Raw genomic sequence first — 14,130 nt, forward strand, 5'->3', positions numbered from 1 at the left:
CGAACCTAAGTTTAGGCTAGAGCCTAAGGAGCAACCCATGCAGGTGGACATTCGGGACAAGGTCATCGTCGTGACCGGCGCCGGTCGCGGGCTGGGACGCTCGCTCGCGCTGGGCCTGGCCGCGGAGGGCGCCCGAGTCGCCGTCGTCGCCCGGGACGAGCAGAAGGCCGTGAGCACGGTCGAGGAGATAGTCGCCCAGGTGCCCGGCGCCCCCAAGCCGCTCGCCGTGGTCGCCGACGTGAGCGACGAGGCGCAGGTCCAGGCGGCGGCCGAGGCGGTCGACACGCACTGGGGCCGGGTCGACGGACTGATCAACAACGCCGGCTGGATGCCGCCGGCGAACAGCATGTCCGTGCTCGGCTTCGAGCTGGCCGAGCTCCGCCGCGTCATCGACAGCAACCTGGTCAGCTGCTTCCTGACCACCAAGCACTTCGCCCCGGTCATGATCCGCGGCGGTGGCGGCCGGATCGTCTACGTGAGCAGCATCGCCGCGGAACACGGCGGCGCCGGCCGCAGCGGCTACGGCGCCACCAAGGCCGCGGTCAACAACTACAGCAACGTCGTCCACAAGGAGCTCGCGAACCAGGGCATCCGCACGATCGCCCTCGCCCCCGGCCTGACCGACACGCCCGGCATGCGCGAGGCCGCCGGCGAGGAGCACATCGCCCGCGTGTCGGCCCTGTACCCGGACGGGCGGGTCGGGCAGCCGGAGGACATCGTGCCCTTCGCCGCATTCCTGTGCAGCGACGCGGCGAACCACCTGTCCGGCACGGTGCTGACCATCCGGCCGTTCACCGGCTGAGTGTGCGCAAGGCCGCTTTCACCCGGTGAAGCCGAGATATGCCACTGTCGCGATATCCGCATGTTTCATGGCAAGCTCGTCGGGGCGGTTCCAGGGCGGCCAGGCAACCGGCACCCGCACCGCTACGCAGGCCGAGTTCGAATGTTTCATCAGGAAGGTGGTCGCAGATGCCGCACGAGGTGCAGGGAGTCGTGTCCCGCGCGAAGGGCGAACCGGTCTCGCTGGAGACGGTGCTCGTGCCGGACCCGGGTCCCGGCGAGGCGGTCGTGTCGGTCAAGGCCTGCGGGGTGTGCCACACGGACATGCACTACCGCGACGGCGGCATCAACGACGACTACCCGTTCCTGCTCGGGCACGAGGCGGCGGGCTACGTCGAGCAGGTCGGCGAGGGCGTCACCGACCTCGCGCCCGGCGACTACGTGATCCTGAACTGGCGCGCGGTCTGCGGCGTCTGCCGTGCCTGCAAGCGCGGGAAGCCGTGGTACTGCTTCAACACGCACAACGCCGCACAGCCGATGACGCTCACCGACGGCACGAAGCTCAGCCCGGCCCTGGGGATCGGCGCCTTCCTCGACAAGACGCTCGTGCACGCCGGACAGTGCACGAAGGTCAACCCCGAGGCCGAGCCCGCGGTCGCGGGCCTGCTCGGCTGTGGCGTGATGGCAGGCATCGGCGCGGCGATCAACACCGGCGCGGTCACCCGCGGGGACACCGTCGCCGTGATCGGCTGCGGCGGCGTCGGCGACGCGGCCATCGCGGGTGCCCGGCTGGCCGGGGCGCGGAAGATCATCGCGATCGACATGGACGACCGGAAGCTGGACTGGGCCAAGGACTTCGGCGCCACGCACACGTTCAACTCGCGCGGCAAGAGCGAGGACGAAGTGGTCGAGGCCATCCAGGACCTCACCGAGTCCTTCGGCGCGGACGTCGTGATCGACGCCGTGGGCAGGCCGGAGACCTGGAAGACCGCGTTCTACGGCCGGGACCTCGCCGGCACCGTGGTGCTCGTCGGCGTGCCCACCCCGGACATGCGGCTGAACGACATGCCGCTCATCGACTTCTTCTCGCGCGGTGGCTCGCTGAAGTCGTCGTGGTACGGCGACTGCCTGCCCTCCCGGGACTTCCCGGCGCTGGTGGACCTCTACCTGCAGGGCCGGTTGCCGCTGGAGAAGTTCGTGACCGAGCGGATCTCGGTCGACGGCGTGGAGCACGCGTTCGAGCGGATGCACAAGGGCGAGGTGCTGCGCAGCGTGGTGGAGTTCTCCTGATCTTCCGCGACCTCGACTATCCGGCCGACCCCTATCCCGGGGCTCGGCCGGATTGTTCGTTCGTGCACCGCGACGGATGCGGCTACGCGCTCCCCGCGGAGCTGGACCACACCGGTTTCACCCCGGTACTGGCCTACGGTTCCAACGCCTGTCCGTCGAAAATCACCTGGCTGCGCGAAAACCTCGGGCTGACCGGCGACGTGACCGTGCTGCAGGTGCGGTGCACCGGCCTGGCCGCGGTGTGGGCCGCGGGCTTTCGCGCGCGCGACGGGCAGCGCTCGGCGACACTCGCCGCGTACCCGGGAATCGTGGAGACACACGCCGTCTGGCTCGCGACGCCGGAACAGCTCGCCGTGCTGGACGTGTGTGAGGGGCGCGGCGAGCGATACGACCTCGCGCGGTTGAAGACCGGGGTGTCGCTGCCCGACGGCACGGAACTGCCCGAGGTTTTCGCCTACGTCGGCGCGAGTCCGGCCCGGATGCCGCTCCTCGTCGACGGTGCCCCGGTGCGCACGGCAGATGTCGCGCAAGGGAAAGCCCGGTCGTTGAACGGTGTTCCAGCGCCCTCACATGGGCTAGACATCGTGATCGTCTAATATCGCCCGCCTGAAAACCTGAAGAGGGCACGGTGACACATGGACGACGACGGTCACACTGCGTTCAGACCCTACCACCCGCCATCTTCGGGATCGACGCCCGAGCCTGCACGTTCATCTGCACGAGCATCGAGTCTTGCTAATGCACGTGCGCGTCAGACCACGGCGCGGGTTTCCGACGACCTCCTCCTCGACGCGGCGCAGCAGTGCGTGCTCGCGGTCGGGTTGCGGCGGGCCACCCTCGCGGAGATCGCACGCACGGCGAAGGTCAGCCGGATGACGTTGTACCGCCGCTTCCCGGACGTGCGCAGCGTGCTTTCCGCATTGATGACAAGGGAATTCGGCGCGTTGCTGCATCGCGCGAGCGTCGAGGGGGCGAATGCGCCGCTCGCCCGCCAGCGCCTGGTGCGCAGCGCGGTCGCCGCGGTGCGCCTGCTCAACGGCGACGACCTGATGCGCACGGTCATCGACGTCGACGCCGAACTTCTGCTGCCCTACCTCGTCGACCGGCTCGGTGGCACCCAACGGGTCGGGGAACAGGTCGTGCGGACGCATCTGGAGGCCGGCCGGGCCGACGGTTCGATCCGCGAGGCCGACCTGCCGGCCCAGGCCCGCGCGGTCATGCTCGTGGTCCAGTCCTTTGTGCTGTCCCTGCGCGCGGCCACCCGGGACCTCGACCCGAAGGTGCTGCTGAACGAGATGGCGCACCACCTGGACGCCGCGCTGCGCCCCTGACACCCCGCCCTTCTGCCGGCAGGCTTGCCAAGTCGTTGGGTTTTTGCAACAGTACGTTGTATGAGTCCAGTGAGACGTGGCAAGGAGCTGCCGATCTACAACCGGCTCCAGGTGCTGCGTGCCGAGCGCGGCATGAGCCGCGCGGCGCTGGCCGAGGCGGTCGAGGTGAACCCGCAGACGATCGGCGCGCTCGAACGCGGCGATCACTACCCCAGTCTCGACCTCGCACTGCGGATCTGCGCGGTGTTCGGGCTACCGGTCGAGGCCGTGTTCAACCGGGAGCCGTTCGCGCCACTGTCCACTCAGGTCTATGGCAAGGGGGAGGCATGAGGAACCTGCTGGAGAAACACCGGAAACGTTTTCTCGACCACCTGGAGGAACGGGAACGCAGGCGCGCCGGGAAGCTGCAGTCCTGGCGCACGCGGCGGCATCGCCGGCGGCTGACCGTCGCGCTGGCCGTCGCGAACCTCCTGATGGTCGTCGGCGCGCTGTTCCTGCGGCAGGGCGTTCTCGACTGGTTCTTCGTGCTGTGGTTCGGCGGGTACCTGATCTGGATGGTGCCGTTCGCCCTGCTGCGGATCCTGACCGGGAAGATGTCCAGCTCCTTCTCCGCACTGCTCGACGAACGCGAACGCGAGTGGCGCCATCGCGTCAGCTACGTCGGATACCAGGTCCTCATCGTGCTGATGGTCCTCGCGATGTGCTACCTGCTCGCGATCGCGCGGCAGCCACACGCGGCCGAGCGTGGCGCGGTCATGCTGTCCGCACTGCTCATGGTCGGTTCGTCGGTGCCCGCCCTGGTACTCGGCTGGGCACTGCCCGACGACCTTCCGGAGGAAAACCTTGCCTGACTTGGAGATCGACCGAGTGTCCAAACACTACGGCGACGTCGTGGCGCTGGACGAGGTCTCCTTCGACGTGCGGGCCGGGGAGCTGTTCGGGTTCGTCGGCAGCAACGGCGCCGGGAAGACCACAACCATGCGCATCGCGCTCGGGGTGCTCGCCGCGGACGCCGGCGAAGTGCGCTTCGACGGCGCACCCGTCACGCACGAGACCCGCACCAGGATCGGCTACATGCCCGAGGAACGCGGGCTGTACCCGAAGATGAAGGTCCTGCCCCAGCTCGTCTACCTCGCCGAACTGCACGGCCTGAGCACCAACGAAGCCCATCGCAGCGCGGAGAACTGGATCGCCAGGCTCGGGCTCGCCGGGCGGCGGCTCGACGAGGTGCAGAAGCTCAGTCTGGGCAACCAGCAACGCGTCCAGCTCGCGGCCGCGCTGGTGCACGACCCGGCCGTGCTGGTGCTCGACGAGCCGTTCTCCGGCCTCGACCCGATCGCGGTCGACGTGATGAGCGAGGTACTGCGGGAGAAGGCGGCGGCCGGCGTGCCGGTCGTGTTCTCCAGCCACCAGCTCGATCTCGTCGAGCGGCTCTGCGACCGGGTCGGGATCATCCGAAGTGGACGGATGGTCGCCTGCGGCAGCGTCGACGAGCTGACCGCCGACGCGAGCTCCCAGCTGGTCGTACGAGTTCCCGAGGCGCACCCGGGCTGGGCCAAGCAGCTCGCGGGCGTGCGTGTGGTCGGCGAGGAGCCCGGCAGCACCGTTCTCGAACTCGACCCGGCGGTGGACGACCAGGTCGTGCTGGAAGCGGCGCTCGCGACCGGTCCGGTGCGCGAGTTCCGGCGCCGCCGTCCGACGTTGGCCGAGCTGTTCCGCAACGTCGTCACCGGGGGAGAACGATGACCGTACCGCCCACGAAGGCGATCGCACTGGTCGCCAAGCGCGAGCTGAACACCCGGCTGCGCACCCGCTCGTTCCTCGTCGGCACGATCGTCATCCTGGTGGTGCTGGCAGGCTACCTGCTGTTGCAGGCCAACCTCTTCAGCAACGCGAGCAAGGCGAAGGTGGGCCTGACGGGTCAGACCATCGGTATCGCCCAACAGCTGCAGACCGCGGGCGGCCAGATCGGCAAGGAGATCCGGACCAGCGTCGTCGCGAACCCCGAGCAGGGCAGGGCCGAGGTCGAGAGCGGGGACCTGGACATCCTGCTCTCCGGCAACGCCGCCGATCTCCAGGTGCTCGTCAAGTCCGACCTCGACCCGCAGCTGCGCACGCTGTTCAACGGGATCTCGCATCAGCAGGTGCTCAACGCCAAGCTGCTGGAGGGGGACCTGGACCCGGCGCAGGTGATGCGCGAGGTGAACTCGGCGCAGGTCGACCTCACGCAGCTCGAGCCGCCGGATCCCGGCCGCGGGCAGCGGCTCGCGATCGGCCTGATCACCGTGTTCCTGTTGTTCTTCGGCATCCAGACCTACGGCGCGTTCGTCGCGCAGGGTGTGATCGAGGAGAAGTCGAGCCGTGTGGTGGAGCTGCTGCTGTCGACCGTGCGGCCGTGGCAGCTCATGGTCGGCAAGGTGCTCGGCCTCGGCCTCGTCGGGTTGGTGCAGATCGTCGTCCTGGCCGTCGGCGGGCTCGCGATGGCCTCGGCGACGGGCGCGCTCACCCTGTCCGGCCTGGCGACCGGGACCGTGCTGTGGGGCGTGGTCTGGTACCTGCTGGGCTTCTTCCTCTACGCGACGGTGTACGCGGCGGCAGGCTCGCTGGTCTCCCGGCAGGAGGACGCCGCGTCGGTGATCACACCGGTGACGATGGTGTTCACCATCGGGTTCGTCGTCGGGTTCAACGTGCTGGCGCAGAACCCGGACAGCGGCACCGCGCGCGTGCTGTCGCTGGTCCCGCTGTTCTCGCCGATCCTGATGCCCGCCCGGATGGCGATCGGGAGCGCGGCGGGCTGGGAGGTCGTGCTGTCCCTGGTGCTCACGCTGGTGCTCGGCTCGCTGCTGACCTGGGTGGGCAGCAGGATCTACCGCAACGCCGTGCTGCACACCGGCAGCCGTCTCAAGCTGACGGCCGCGCTGCGCGGCTGACCTCCACTGTGGACGTCTTCGCCGGGCAATGCCCGCCGCTCGCGCGCGAAGATCACGCAGGGTGCACGAAAACCGCCCTCCCGCAGGGAAATCGCGGGAGGGCGGTTACGGAAACGAACTCAGCGCTCGGAAATGCGGAGGTAGTCCCGCTCCTTCTCGCCGGTGTAGATCTGCCGCGGGCGGCCGATCTTGGTGGCCGGGTCCTGGATCATCTCGCGCCAGTGCGCGATCCAGCCGGGCAGCCGGCCGAGGGCGAACAGCACGGTGAAGAACTTGGTCGGGAACCCGAGGGCCCGGTAGATCAAGCCGGTGTAGAAGTCGACGTTCGGGTAGAGCTTGCGCTCCACGAAGTAGTCGTCCGACAGCGCGGTCTCTTCGAGCTTCATCGCGATCTCGAGCAGCTCGTCGTTGACGCCGAGCTTGTTCAGGATCTGGTCGGCCGTCTTCTTGATGATCTTCGCGCGCGGGTCGTAGTTCTTGTAGACCCGGTGCCCGAAGCCCATCAGGCGGACACCCTTCTCCTTGTTCTTGACCCGGGCGACGAAGTCCGACACGTCGCCACCGTCTGCCCGGATGCCCTCGAGCATCTCCAGCACGGCACTGTTCGCGCCGCCGTGCAGCGGGCCGAACAGCGCGTTTATCCCGGCCGAGATGCTGGCGAACAGGTTCGCCTCGGACGAGCCGACGAGCCGCACGGTCGAGGTGGAGCAGTTCTGCTCGTGGTCGGCGTGCAGGATGAACAGCAGGTCCAGCGCCTTGGCGACCTCCGGGTCGACCTCGTACGGCTCGGCAGGCAGGCCGAAGGTCATCCGGAGGAAGTTCTCGACCAGGCCCAGGGAGTTGTCCGGGTAGAGGAACGGCTGGCCGATCGACTTCTTGTAGGCGTACGCGGCCAGGGTCGGCACCTTGGCCAGCAGCCGGACGGTGGAGAGCTCGACGTTGGGTTCGTCGAACGGGTTGAGCGCGTCCTGGTAGAAGGTGGACAGCGCCGAGACCGCGCTGGAGAGCACCGGCATCGGGTGCGCGTCGCGCGGGAAGCCGTCGAAGAATCGCTTCAGGTCCTCGTGCAGCAGGGTGTGCCTGCTGATCTTCTGCGTGAAGTCGTCGAGCTGTTCCTGTGTGGGCAGCTCGCCGTAGACGAGCAGGTAGGAGACCTCGATGAAGCTCGAGTTCTCCGCGAGCTGCTCGATGGGATAGCCGCGGTAGCGCAGGATGCCCGCGTCACCGTCGATGTAGGTGATGGCGGAGGACGTGGACCCGGTGTTGACGAATCCCGGGTCGTAGGTGATGTACCCCGTCGACGCCAGCAGCTTCCCCAGCTCGATGCCGGGAGCGCCCTCTACGGCGTTGACCACCTTAAGTTCGTGCTCGCCGGTCGGCAGGCGCAGCGATACCGTGCTGCCGCCGGACGCCGCAGTCGCGTCGGACATGCAAGTCCCTCTCACGGTCACACGGGTCGGCGGCGCCTGCAGGTCGCACAGGCAGCCATTTGTTCGTGCGCGACCGGTCTATTTCGGGTCTCGCCGCACACCGCCCCGCTGGGGTATGAATTCACCCCTTACGCTAGTCGAACGACTGGGCATCGCGCAGCCATTGTGTTACCCAGAGCAAACCGGTGGGATCAGATTCACACCATTTCCTCAGCTTCCGGCGGCTCGGCCCCACTGCGCGAGACGGTGATCGCCGCCGCCTTGGCCGCGTAGCCCAGCGCCGCCCGCCAGTCGTCCGCGCCGAGCTGCGTGACCGCGCGCACATCGCGCTCGTGCAGCCAGGCCAGCAGCGCGCCCTGAACGGTGTCGCCGGCGCCGATCGTGTCGACCAATTGTGCCGGGGCAGAAGGGACGAAAACGTCTTCGGAAGCGGTGTGCACCGCAATTCCGTCGGCACCCCGGGTGAGCACGACCGCGTCCACGCCCGCGTCGAGCCAGCCCTTCGCGGCCGTCGCCGGGTCGGCGCCACCGGCGAGCCACGCGGCGTCGTCGTCGGAGAGCTTGAGCAGCCGCACGTCGGGCAGCCAGGACTGGAACCGGGCGCGGTAGGCCTCGGGGTCGGCGATGAGGTCGGCGCGGATGTTCGGGTCGAGCGCGGTCAGCACCCCACGGCCGGCCTCGCGGCGCAGCATCGTCTCGTAGGTCGTCGCGCCGGGCTCCAGGACCATGCCGAGAGTGCCAAGGCACAGGGTGGTCACGGCTTCGGGCAGCGGGCCGGGGTCGGCGACGAGCCGGTCCGAGGTGCCCTCGGTGTAGAAGGTGTAGCTGGCCGCACCACGCTCGTCGAGCGCGACGACGGCCAGGGTCGTCGGCTCGACACCGGTTTGCACCATCGATATATCGACATCCGAGGCGGTTAGCCGGGCACGGAGCGCCTGGCCGAAGCGGTCGGACGAAACGCGCGAAAGGAACGCCGTCGGCGCGCCGAGCCGGGCCGCCGCGAGCGCCACGTTGTACGGCCCGCCACCGAGTCTCGGCACCAGCGAGGTCAGCCCGTTGTCCACTTTGGAGTCACCCGGCACCAGGTCGACCAGCGCCTCACCACCTACCACGATCACGGTCGGCATGCTATCCCGGCCCGCCGCGAGCGCGGAGTAATTGTCCGGTCTTGTCAGTCACGCGAAGCGAGACCGCCGAGCAGGAGTTCCGACAGGGCCGTGAACGCCTCGGCGTCGGAGACACCCGTCCGCGCACCGACGATGCCCGTCTGGATCCCTTCGATCAGTACGGCGGCCATCTCCGCGATGAGCGTCGCGTGCACGTTCCGGAACACCCCGTCCTCGACGCCGCGTGCGATGAACGAGCGGATCCGCCCCGCGGCGGCGCGGCTGTTCAGCTCGTACGCCGCTCGCGCGGGGGCGAAGTCGTTGATGTCCCGCATGAAGGCCGGGGACGCGCGGTTCAGGTACTCGGCGATGCCGGCGAGATAGCTGCCGATGATCTCGCGGACGTCGTCGAGGCCGGCGACGCGCTTCTCCATCACGTCGGCCGCGCCCCGGAAGAAGTGCGCGACGACCCGGACCGCGAGCTGCTCCTTGCTCGGTGCCAGCGCGTACAGCGTCGACTTCGAACAGTGCATCTTCGCCGCCAGGTCGTCCAGGGTGAAGTGGACGAACCCCTCGGCCAGGAACAGCGCCTCGAGCTCGGCGAGCAGCGCGCGCTGCCGGGCGGTCAGCTGCCTGCTGCCCGGCGGACGCAGGGGGACGCGATCTGCCATCGGAACACCGTATGTGCTGTACTGTGGCCGATTACAGAGTACTGATCTGAGTACCTTCCCGGAGGCCGAGATGCCCGTCGAACGCCTGCTGCCGAACCGAGAGTCCGAGGACCTGCTCGCACTGGCGGCCGAGCTCGCGCGCGAGGAGCTCAAGCCGCACGCCGCGCAGTACGAGGAGGCCGAGCGCTTCCCCCGCGAGCAGTTCCGCACGCTGGGCAAGTCCGGTCTGCTCGGGCTGCCGTACGCGGAGCGCTGGGGCGGCGGCGACGTGCAGTACGAGGTGTACCTGCAGGTGCTCGAGGAGATCGCGGCCGCGTGGATGTCGATCGGCGTCGGGCTGTCGGTGCACACCATGTCCTGCTTCGCGCTCGCCCACCACGGCACGGATGAGCAGCGTGACCGGTGGCTCCCGGCGATGCTGGAGGGCGAACTGCTGGGTGCGTACGCGCTGTCGGAGTCGCACGCCGGGTCCGACGCCGCGGCGCTGTCCACCCGCGCGCGGCTCGACGGGGACCAGTACGTCCTCAACGGCACGAAGGCGTGGATCACCCACGGCGGGGAGGCCGACTTCTACACGACGATGGTGCGCACGGGTGCGGAGTCCATCTCGTGCCTGCTGGTCGACGGCGCGACGCCCGGGCTCACCGCGGGTCCGCCGGAGCGCAAGATGGGCCTCACCGGGTCGACCACGGCGCAGCTGATCTTCGCGGACACCCGGGTGGACGCGGACAGGCTGATCGGCGCCGAGGGCGCGGGCCTGCGCGTCGCATTGTCCTCTTTGGACTCCGGTCGGCTCGGGATCGCCGCGTGCGCGGTGGGTCTTGCGCAGGCGGCGCTCGACGAGGCGGTCGAGTACGCCAAGGGGCGCACCCAGTTCGGCAAGCCGATCATCGAGTTCCAGGGCCTGGAGTTCCTGCTGGCCGACATGGCGGCCGCGGTGGACTCGGCGCGCGCGACGTACCTGGACGCCGCCCGCCGCCGCGACCGCGGCATGTCCTTCCGGCGGCAGGCATCGATCGCGAAGCTCGTCGCCACGGACGCGGCGATGAAGGTGACCACCGACGCGGTCCAGGTCCTCGGGGGCGCCGGTTACACCCGCGACTTCCCGGTCGAACGCTACATGCGCGAGGCGAAGGTGCCCCAGATCTTCGAGGGCACGAACCAGATCCAGCGGATGGTCATCGCGCGGCAGTTGAAGGGCGGGGGTTGACCTCGCGCGGGGCGCGAGGTGGGCCGGCCGGGCGCGGCCATGCCCGGCTGCCGTTGCCGGGTTCGCCTGGGGTGGGGTGGGCGGCCGCACTGCCGCCACCGTGCGGGCTACTCCTGGTAGCGGCGCTCCGCCACGACGCCCTCGCCACGGGCCTCGTCGAAGGTGTACACCTCGCGGCCCCGGACGAAGACACGCAGCGCCCTGTTCATCACGTCCAGCGGGTCACCGGACCAGATCACCACGTCCGCGTCCAGGCCCGGCTTCAGTGCACCCACCTGGTCCTGCAGGCCGAGCATGCGCGCCGGGTTCACGGTCAGCGCACGCAGGGCCACGTCCGGTTCCAGACCGTCCTTCACGGCCAGCGCCGCCTGGTAGACCAGGAAGTTGATCGGCACCACGGGGTGGTCGGTGGTGATCGCCAGCTGCACGCCGGCCCTGGCGAGGATGCCCGCCGAGCGCAGCGTCCGGTTGCGCAGCTCCACCTTGGACCGGGTGGTGAACAGCGGCCCGAGGATCACCGGCACGCCCTTCTCCGCCAGCACGTCCGCGATCAGGTGTCCCTCGGTGCCGTGGTTGACCACGAGCTTGTAGCCGAACTCCTCGGCCAGCCGGATCGCGGTGACGATGTCGTCCGCGCGGTGGGTGTGCTGGTCCCAGTAAAGCTCCCCGTCGAGCACCTCGGCGAGGGTCTCCATGGTCAGGTCCGTGTCGAACGGCTTGCCCTCGTCCCGCGCGTGATCGCGCTGGGCGGCGTAGTTGCAGGCCTTCGTGAACGCCTCGCGGATGATCGCCGCGACACCGAGGCGCGTCGACGGGGTCTGCTTCTTGTCGCCGTACACGCGCTTCGGGTTCTCGCCCAGCGCGCTCTTCACGCTGACCCGCTCGGCGAACACCATGTCCAGCACGGTGCGGCCCCAGGTTTTCACCCCGATGGTCCGACCGCCGATCGGGTTGCCCGAACCGGGCTTGACCACGACGCTGGTCACCCCGCCGGACAACGCGTCGTCGAAACCGACGTCGTACGGGTCGATGCCGTCGAGCGCGCGGAACCGGGCGCCGTTCGGGTCGGTCATCTCGTTGGTGTCGTTGCCCGACCAGCCCTCGCCCTCCTCGTGCACGCCGAGGTGGGCGTGCGCGTCGAGAAACCCGGGCAGGACCCACGAGCCCGACGCGTCGATCAGCTCGGCGTCCTCGGGGATGTCGACGTCGGCGTCCGTGCCGACTGCGATGATCTTGCCGTCCTCGACGAGGACCGTGCCCCCGTCGATCGGCTCACCATCGATCGGAACCACATAACCGCCCACAATCGCGCTCACCATGGTTCGACACGCTAACGAACAACGCCCGCCGCCGCGCTTCGAGGGCGGGCCTTTTCGAAATTCACGATTTCGTACGAGCCTTCCGGCGTGCGGCGCGTCTCGCGGTAGCCCAGCGACGCGTACAACGCCAGCGGCCCGCTCGAGTGCTCGCCGGTGAACAGCCGCAGCGTGACGACCTCCGGCGGCAGCAGCTCCTCGAGCGCCCGCATCATCGACCGGCCGAGCCCGCGCCGTTGCTGGTCGGGCGCCACGACGAGCCGTCCGACCTCGCCCACGCCGGCCCGCACGAGCACCCGGACGCTCGCGACCAGCCGACCGGAAAGCCTTATGCCCCAGGCGAAGCAGGCCGGATCGCGCAGCACCGCCAACAGCTGGCCGAGTGTCTCCACCAGCGGCGGCAGGTTCAGGTCGCCGTGGGCCCGCGCCTCGGTCACGTAGGCCGCGCGCTGGAGCGTGAGCAGCTCACCCGCGTCGGCCTCGCCGAGCCGCAGCGGCTCAGACATCGACACGGACACCCCAGCTGCCGGTCCACGAAGTGCCCGGCTCCAGCTCGATGAGGTCGGTGCCCGAGTTCAGTGCGTCGGCCGGGCAGGTCATCGGCTCGATCGCGATCGCGCGGCCACGCCCGACCAGATCCTGCGGGGTGAACACCTGCACCCATTTGAAGTCGGGGTCGGTCCACACGTCGAGGCGAGATGCGCCGTGGGACAGCACGTGGTGGTGCCGACCGTCCTCACCCGCGCTCAGCCCGCCGAACGCCGTGTCGAGGTCCACCCGGCCGACGAGCGTGCCGTTGCGGAAGTCGTACTCGGTGCCCTCGACGTCCTGCTCCGGGCCGTAGGGCAGCTGCTCGTCGGCTTCGTACGGGCGGACGCGCGTGGCGGACAGCGTCAGGGTCAGCTCGTCGGTGGGCACGTCGCCGAGGCGGAAGTACGGGTGGGTGCCGACGCCGACGCCGATCGCGGACTCCCCCTCGTTGCGGATCTCGTGCGTCACGGTCAGCTCGCGCGGGGCGAGCGCGTAGGTGATCCGGGCGTGCAGCGGCACGGGCCAGCCGGGCTGCGCCTCGACCTCGATCTCGAAGGTGATCGAGGACTCGGCGTGCTCGACGAGCGTCCACTCACGGTGCCGGGTCAGGCCGTGGATGGCGTTGCCCCGCGCCTCCTCGGTGACCTCCAGCTCCTGCTTCTCCCCCTGGTAGGTCCACTGTGCGCCCTTGGTCCGGTTCGGCCACGGCAGCAGCACCTGGCCCGCACCCTTCGGCGGCTTGGCGTCGGCGTCGAAGGTCTCGAGGTAGGGCACGCCGTTGCTCTCGAAGGCGCGCAGTCCGGCGCCGATCTCGGTGACCACCGCACGGGCGGAACCGCGGACGATCTCGAACTGCTGTCCAGTGGGATTGGCCATGCCGAGGAGGTTACTGCGCAGCGAACTGACTAGACCGGTCGTCATAGTTTGCCTACGGTGGCCCCCATGGTCCACCGAACCGACACCCGGCAGCGGATGCTCGACTCCGCCGCCGACCTCTTCCACACCCAGGGCTACCACGCGACCGGGCTCAACCAGCTGGTCAGCGCGGTGGGCGCGCCCAAGGGCTCGCTGTACTTCCACTTCCCCGGCGGCAAGGAGCAGCTCGCGGCCGAGGCGGTGGAGATCTCGGGCGAACGCCTCGCCGGGCTGTTGCGGCAACTGCTCGACGCCGCACCGGGCCCGGGAGCCGCGATCGCCGCCGTGCTCGACGCGCTCGCGCAGAACCTGACGGAGTCGGACTTCCAGCGCGGCTGTCCGATCGCGACGGTCGCGATGGACGCGGGCACGGAAAGCGCGCGCATCAGGGAGGCCTGCGCGGGCAGTTACTCGTCCTGGCAGGAGGTCATCTCGGACTACCTCGTCCGGCAGGGCTTCGAGAGCGAGCACGCGTCGATGCTGAGCGAGGTCGCGCTGAGTTCGATCGAAGGCGCGCTGTTGCTCGCGAAGCTCCGGCGCGACCTCTCGCCGATGAGAACCGTCCGGGACCACCTGCGGCTCACCTTCACGAAGGAGACCTGATGCGGGTACACCACTTC

At 69.3% G+C, this 14,130-nt stretch carries 16 protein-coding genes; 10 read left to right on the forward strand and 6 right to left on the reverse strand.

Annotation, left to right across the window (positions count from 1 at the left end):
• The first annotated feature begins 37 nt into the window (after positions 1–37).
• The 8 genes from LWP59_RS35280 (at position 38) to LWP59_RS35315 (ending at position 6,331) form a co-directional block, all read left to right on the forward strand.
• A complete protein-coding gene (locus tag LWP59_RS35280; protein ID WP_186383089.1) occupies positions 38–802 on the forward strand; it encodes an SDR family NAD(P)-dependent oxidoreductase in 765 nt (254 codons plus the stop codon).
• A gap of 167 nt (positions 803–969) precedes the next feature.
• A complete protein-coding gene (locus LWP59_RS35285; protein ID WP_144634918.1) occupies positions 970–2,070 on the forward strand; it encodes an S-(hydroxymethyl)mycothiol dehydrogenase in 1,101 nt (366 codons plus the stop codon).
• Positions 2,071–2,132: 62 nt separating this feature from the next.
• The gene (locus LWP59_RS35290; RefSeq protein WP_229857869.1) at positions 2,133–2,666 is read left to right on the forward strand and encodes a gamma-glutamylcyclotransferase; all 534 of its coding nucleotides are present in this window, start codon (positions 2,133–2,135) and stop codon (positions 2,664–2,666) included.
• A 39-nt stretch (positions 2,667–2,705) separates the two neighbouring features.
• A complete protein-coding gene (locus LWP59_RS35295; RefSeq protein ID WP_144634915.1) occupies positions 2,706–3,401 on the forward strand; it encodes a TetR/AcrR family transcriptional regulator in 696 nt (231 codons plus the stop codon).
• A 60-nt stretch (positions 3,402–3,461) separates the two neighbouring features.
• Positions 3,462–3,731: a helix-turn-helix transcriptional regulator gene (locus tag LWP59_RS35300; protein ID WP_144634913.1), complete on the forward strand. Its 270-nt coding sequence runs from the start codon at positions 3,462–3,464 to the stop codon at positions 3,729–3,731.
• Positions 3,728–4,252 carry a hypothetical protein gene (locus tag LWP59_RS35305; protein WP_144634910.1) on the forward strand — a complete coding sequence of 175 codons (525 nt, stop codon included), beginning with the start codon at positions 3,728–3,730 and terminating at the stop codon, positions 4,250–4,252. Before LWP59_RS35300 ends, LWP59_RS35305 begins: the two co-directional genes overlap by 4 nt.
• On the forward strand, positions 4,245–5,147 hold the full coding sequence (locus LWP59_RS35310; RefSeq protein WP_144634907.1) for an ABC transporter ATP-binding protein: 903 nt from the start codon (positions 4,245–4,247) through the stop codon (positions 5,145–5,147). Before LWP59_RS35305 ends, LWP59_RS35310 begins: the two co-directional genes overlap by 8 nt.
• Positions 5,144–6,331, forward strand: coding sequence for an ABC transporter permease (locus tag LWP59_RS35315; protein ID WP_144634904.1), 1,188 nt, complete (start codon positions 5,144–5,146; stop codon positions 6,329–6,331). The genes LWP59_RS35310 and LWP59_RS35315 overlap by 4 nt, the downstream gene beginning before the upstream one ends.
• Positions 6,332–6,450: 119 nt before the next feature.
• Here the strand turns inward: LWP59_RS35315 and LWP59_RS35320 are convergent, their stop codons facing one another.
• The 3 genes from LWP59_RS35320 to LWP59_RS35330 form a co-directional block, all read right to left on the reverse strand.
• A complete protein-coding gene (locus LWP59_RS35320) occupies positions 6,451–7,761 on the reverse strand; it encodes a citrate synthase (RefSeq protein WP_144634902.1) in 1,311 nt (436 codons plus the stop codon).
• A gap of 197 nt (positions 7,762–7,958) precedes the next feature.
• Positions 7,959–8,879 (reverse strand): carbohydrate kinase family protein, encoded by a 921-nt coding sequence (locus LWP59_RS35325; RefSeq protein WP_144634899.1) that lies wholly within the window; start codon positions 8,877–8,879, stop codon positions 7,959–7,961.
• A 53-nt stretch (positions 8,880–8,932) separates the two neighbouring features.
• Positions 8,933–9,538 (reverse strand): TetR/AcrR family transcriptional regulator, encoded by a 606-nt coding sequence (locus tag LWP59_RS35330; RefSeq protein WP_144634896.1) that lies wholly within the window; start codon positions 9,536–9,538, stop codon positions 8,933–8,935.
• A gap of 70 nt (positions 9,539–9,608) precedes the next feature.
• Here LWP59_RS35330 and LWP59_RS35335 point away from each other — a divergent pair, with 70 nt between their 5' ends.
• Positions 9,609–10,748, forward strand: a complete 1,140-nt coding sequence (locus LWP59_RS35335; RefSeq protein WP_144634893.1) for an acyl-CoA dehydrogenase family protein — start codon at positions 9,609–9,611, stop codon at positions 10,746–10,748.
• A gap of 107 nt (positions 10,749–10,855) precedes the next feature.
• On the opposite strand, the gene LWP59_RS35340 is transcribed toward LWP59_RS35335, so the two are convergent.
• The 3 genes from LWP59_RS35340 to LWP59_RS35350 are packed head-to-tail and all read right to left on the reverse strand — an operon-like array spanning position 10,856 to position 13,471.
• Positions 10,856–12,067 carry an amidohydrolase gene (locus LWP59_RS35340; protein WP_144634890.1) on the reverse strand — a complete coding sequence of 404 codons (1,212 nt, stop codon included), beginning with the start codon at positions 12,065–12,067 and terminating at the stop codon, positions 10,856–10,858.
• An 11-nt stretch (positions 12,068–12,078) separates the two neighbouring features.
• On the reverse strand, positions 12,079–12,570 hold the full coding sequence (locus tag LWP59_RS35345) for a GNAT family N-acetyltransferase (protein WP_144634887.1): 492 nt from the start codon (positions 12,568–12,570) through the stop codon (positions 12,079–12,081).
• Entirely contained in the window at positions 12,563–13,471 is a 909-nt protein-coding gene (locus LWP59_RS35350; protein ID WP_144634884.1) for an aldose 1-epimerase family protein, read from the reverse strand. Before LWP59_RS35350 ends, LWP59_RS35345 begins: the two co-directional genes overlap by 8 nt.
• 66 nt (positions 13,472–13,537) lie before the next feature.
• On the opposite strand from LWP59_RS35350, the gene LWP59_RS35355 reads away from it, so the two are divergent.
• Positions 13,538–14,113 (forward strand): TetR/AcrR family transcriptional regulator, encoded by a 576-nt coding sequence (locus LWP59_RS35355; RefSeq protein ID WP_144634881.1) that lies wholly within the window; start codon positions 13,538–13,540, stop codon positions 14,111–14,113.
• Positions 14,114–14,130 lie beyond the last annotated feature (17 nt).

It is taken from the genome of Amycolatopsis acidiphila, assembly GCF_021391495.1.
GTDB lineage: Bacteria > Actinomycetota > Actinomycetes > Mycobacteriales > Pseudonocardiaceae > Amycolatopsis_E > Amycolatopsis_E acidiphila.

What these genes read in the sequence shown, in the direction of transcription:
- LWP59_RS35280 (WP_186383089.1), top strand. Translation starts at nt 38, where the DNA reads ATGCAGGTGGACATTCGGGACAAGGTCATCGTCGTGACCGGCGCCGGT.
- LWP59_RS35285 (WP_144634918.1), top strand. Translation starts at nt 970, where the DNA reads ATGCCGCACGAGGTGCAGGGAGTCGTGTCCCGCGCGAAGGGCGAACCG.
- LWP59_RS35295 (WP_144634915.1), top strand. Translation starts at nt 2,706, where the DNA reads ATGGACGACGACGGTCACACTGCGTTCAGACCCTACCACCCGCCATCT.
- LWP59_RS35300 (WP_144634913.1), top strand. Translation starts at nt 3,462, where the DNA reads ATGAGTCCAGTGAGACGTGGCAAGGAGCTGCCGATCTACAACCGGCTC.
- LWP59_RS35305 (WP_144634910.1), top strand. Translation starts at nt 3,728, where the DNA reads ATGAGGAACCTGCTGGAGAAACACCGGAAACGTTTTCTCGACCACCTG.
- LWP59_RS35315 (WP_144634904.1), top strand. Translation starts at nt 5,144, where the DNA reads ATGACCGTACCGCCCACGAAGGCGATCGCACTGGTCGCCAAGCGCGAG.
- LWP59_RS35320 (WP_144634902.1), bottom strand. Translation starts at nt 7,761, where the DNA reads ATGTCCGACGCGACTGCGGCGTCCGGCGGCAGCACGGTATCGCTGCGC.
- LWP59_RS35330 (WP_144634896.1), bottom strand. Translation starts at nt 9,538, where the DNA reads ATGGCAGATCGCGTCCCCCTGCGTCCGCCGGGCAGCAGGCAGCTGACC.
- LWP59_RS35335 (WP_144634893.1), top strand. Translation starts at nt 9,609, where the DNA reads ATGCCCGTCGAACGCCTGCTGCCGAACCGAGAGTCCGAGGACCTGCTC.
- LWP59_RS35340 (WP_144634890.1), bottom strand. Translation starts at nt 12,067, where the DNA reads ATGGTGAGCGCGATTGTGGGCGGTTATGTGGTTCCGATCGATGGTGAG.
- LWP59_RS35345 (WP_144634887.1), bottom strand. Translation starts at nt 12,570, where the DNA reads ATGTCTGAGCCGCTGCGGCTCGGCGAGGCCGACGCGGGTGAGCTGCTC.
- LWP59_RS35350 (WP_144634884.1), bottom strand. Translation starts at nt 13,471, where the DNA reads ATGGCCAATCCCACTGGACAGCAGTTCGAGATCGTCCGCGGTTCCGCC.
- LWP59_RS35355 (WP_144634881.1), top strand. Translation starts at nt 13,538, where the DNA reads ATGGTCCACCGAACCGACACCCGGCAGCGGATGCTCGACTCCGCCGCC.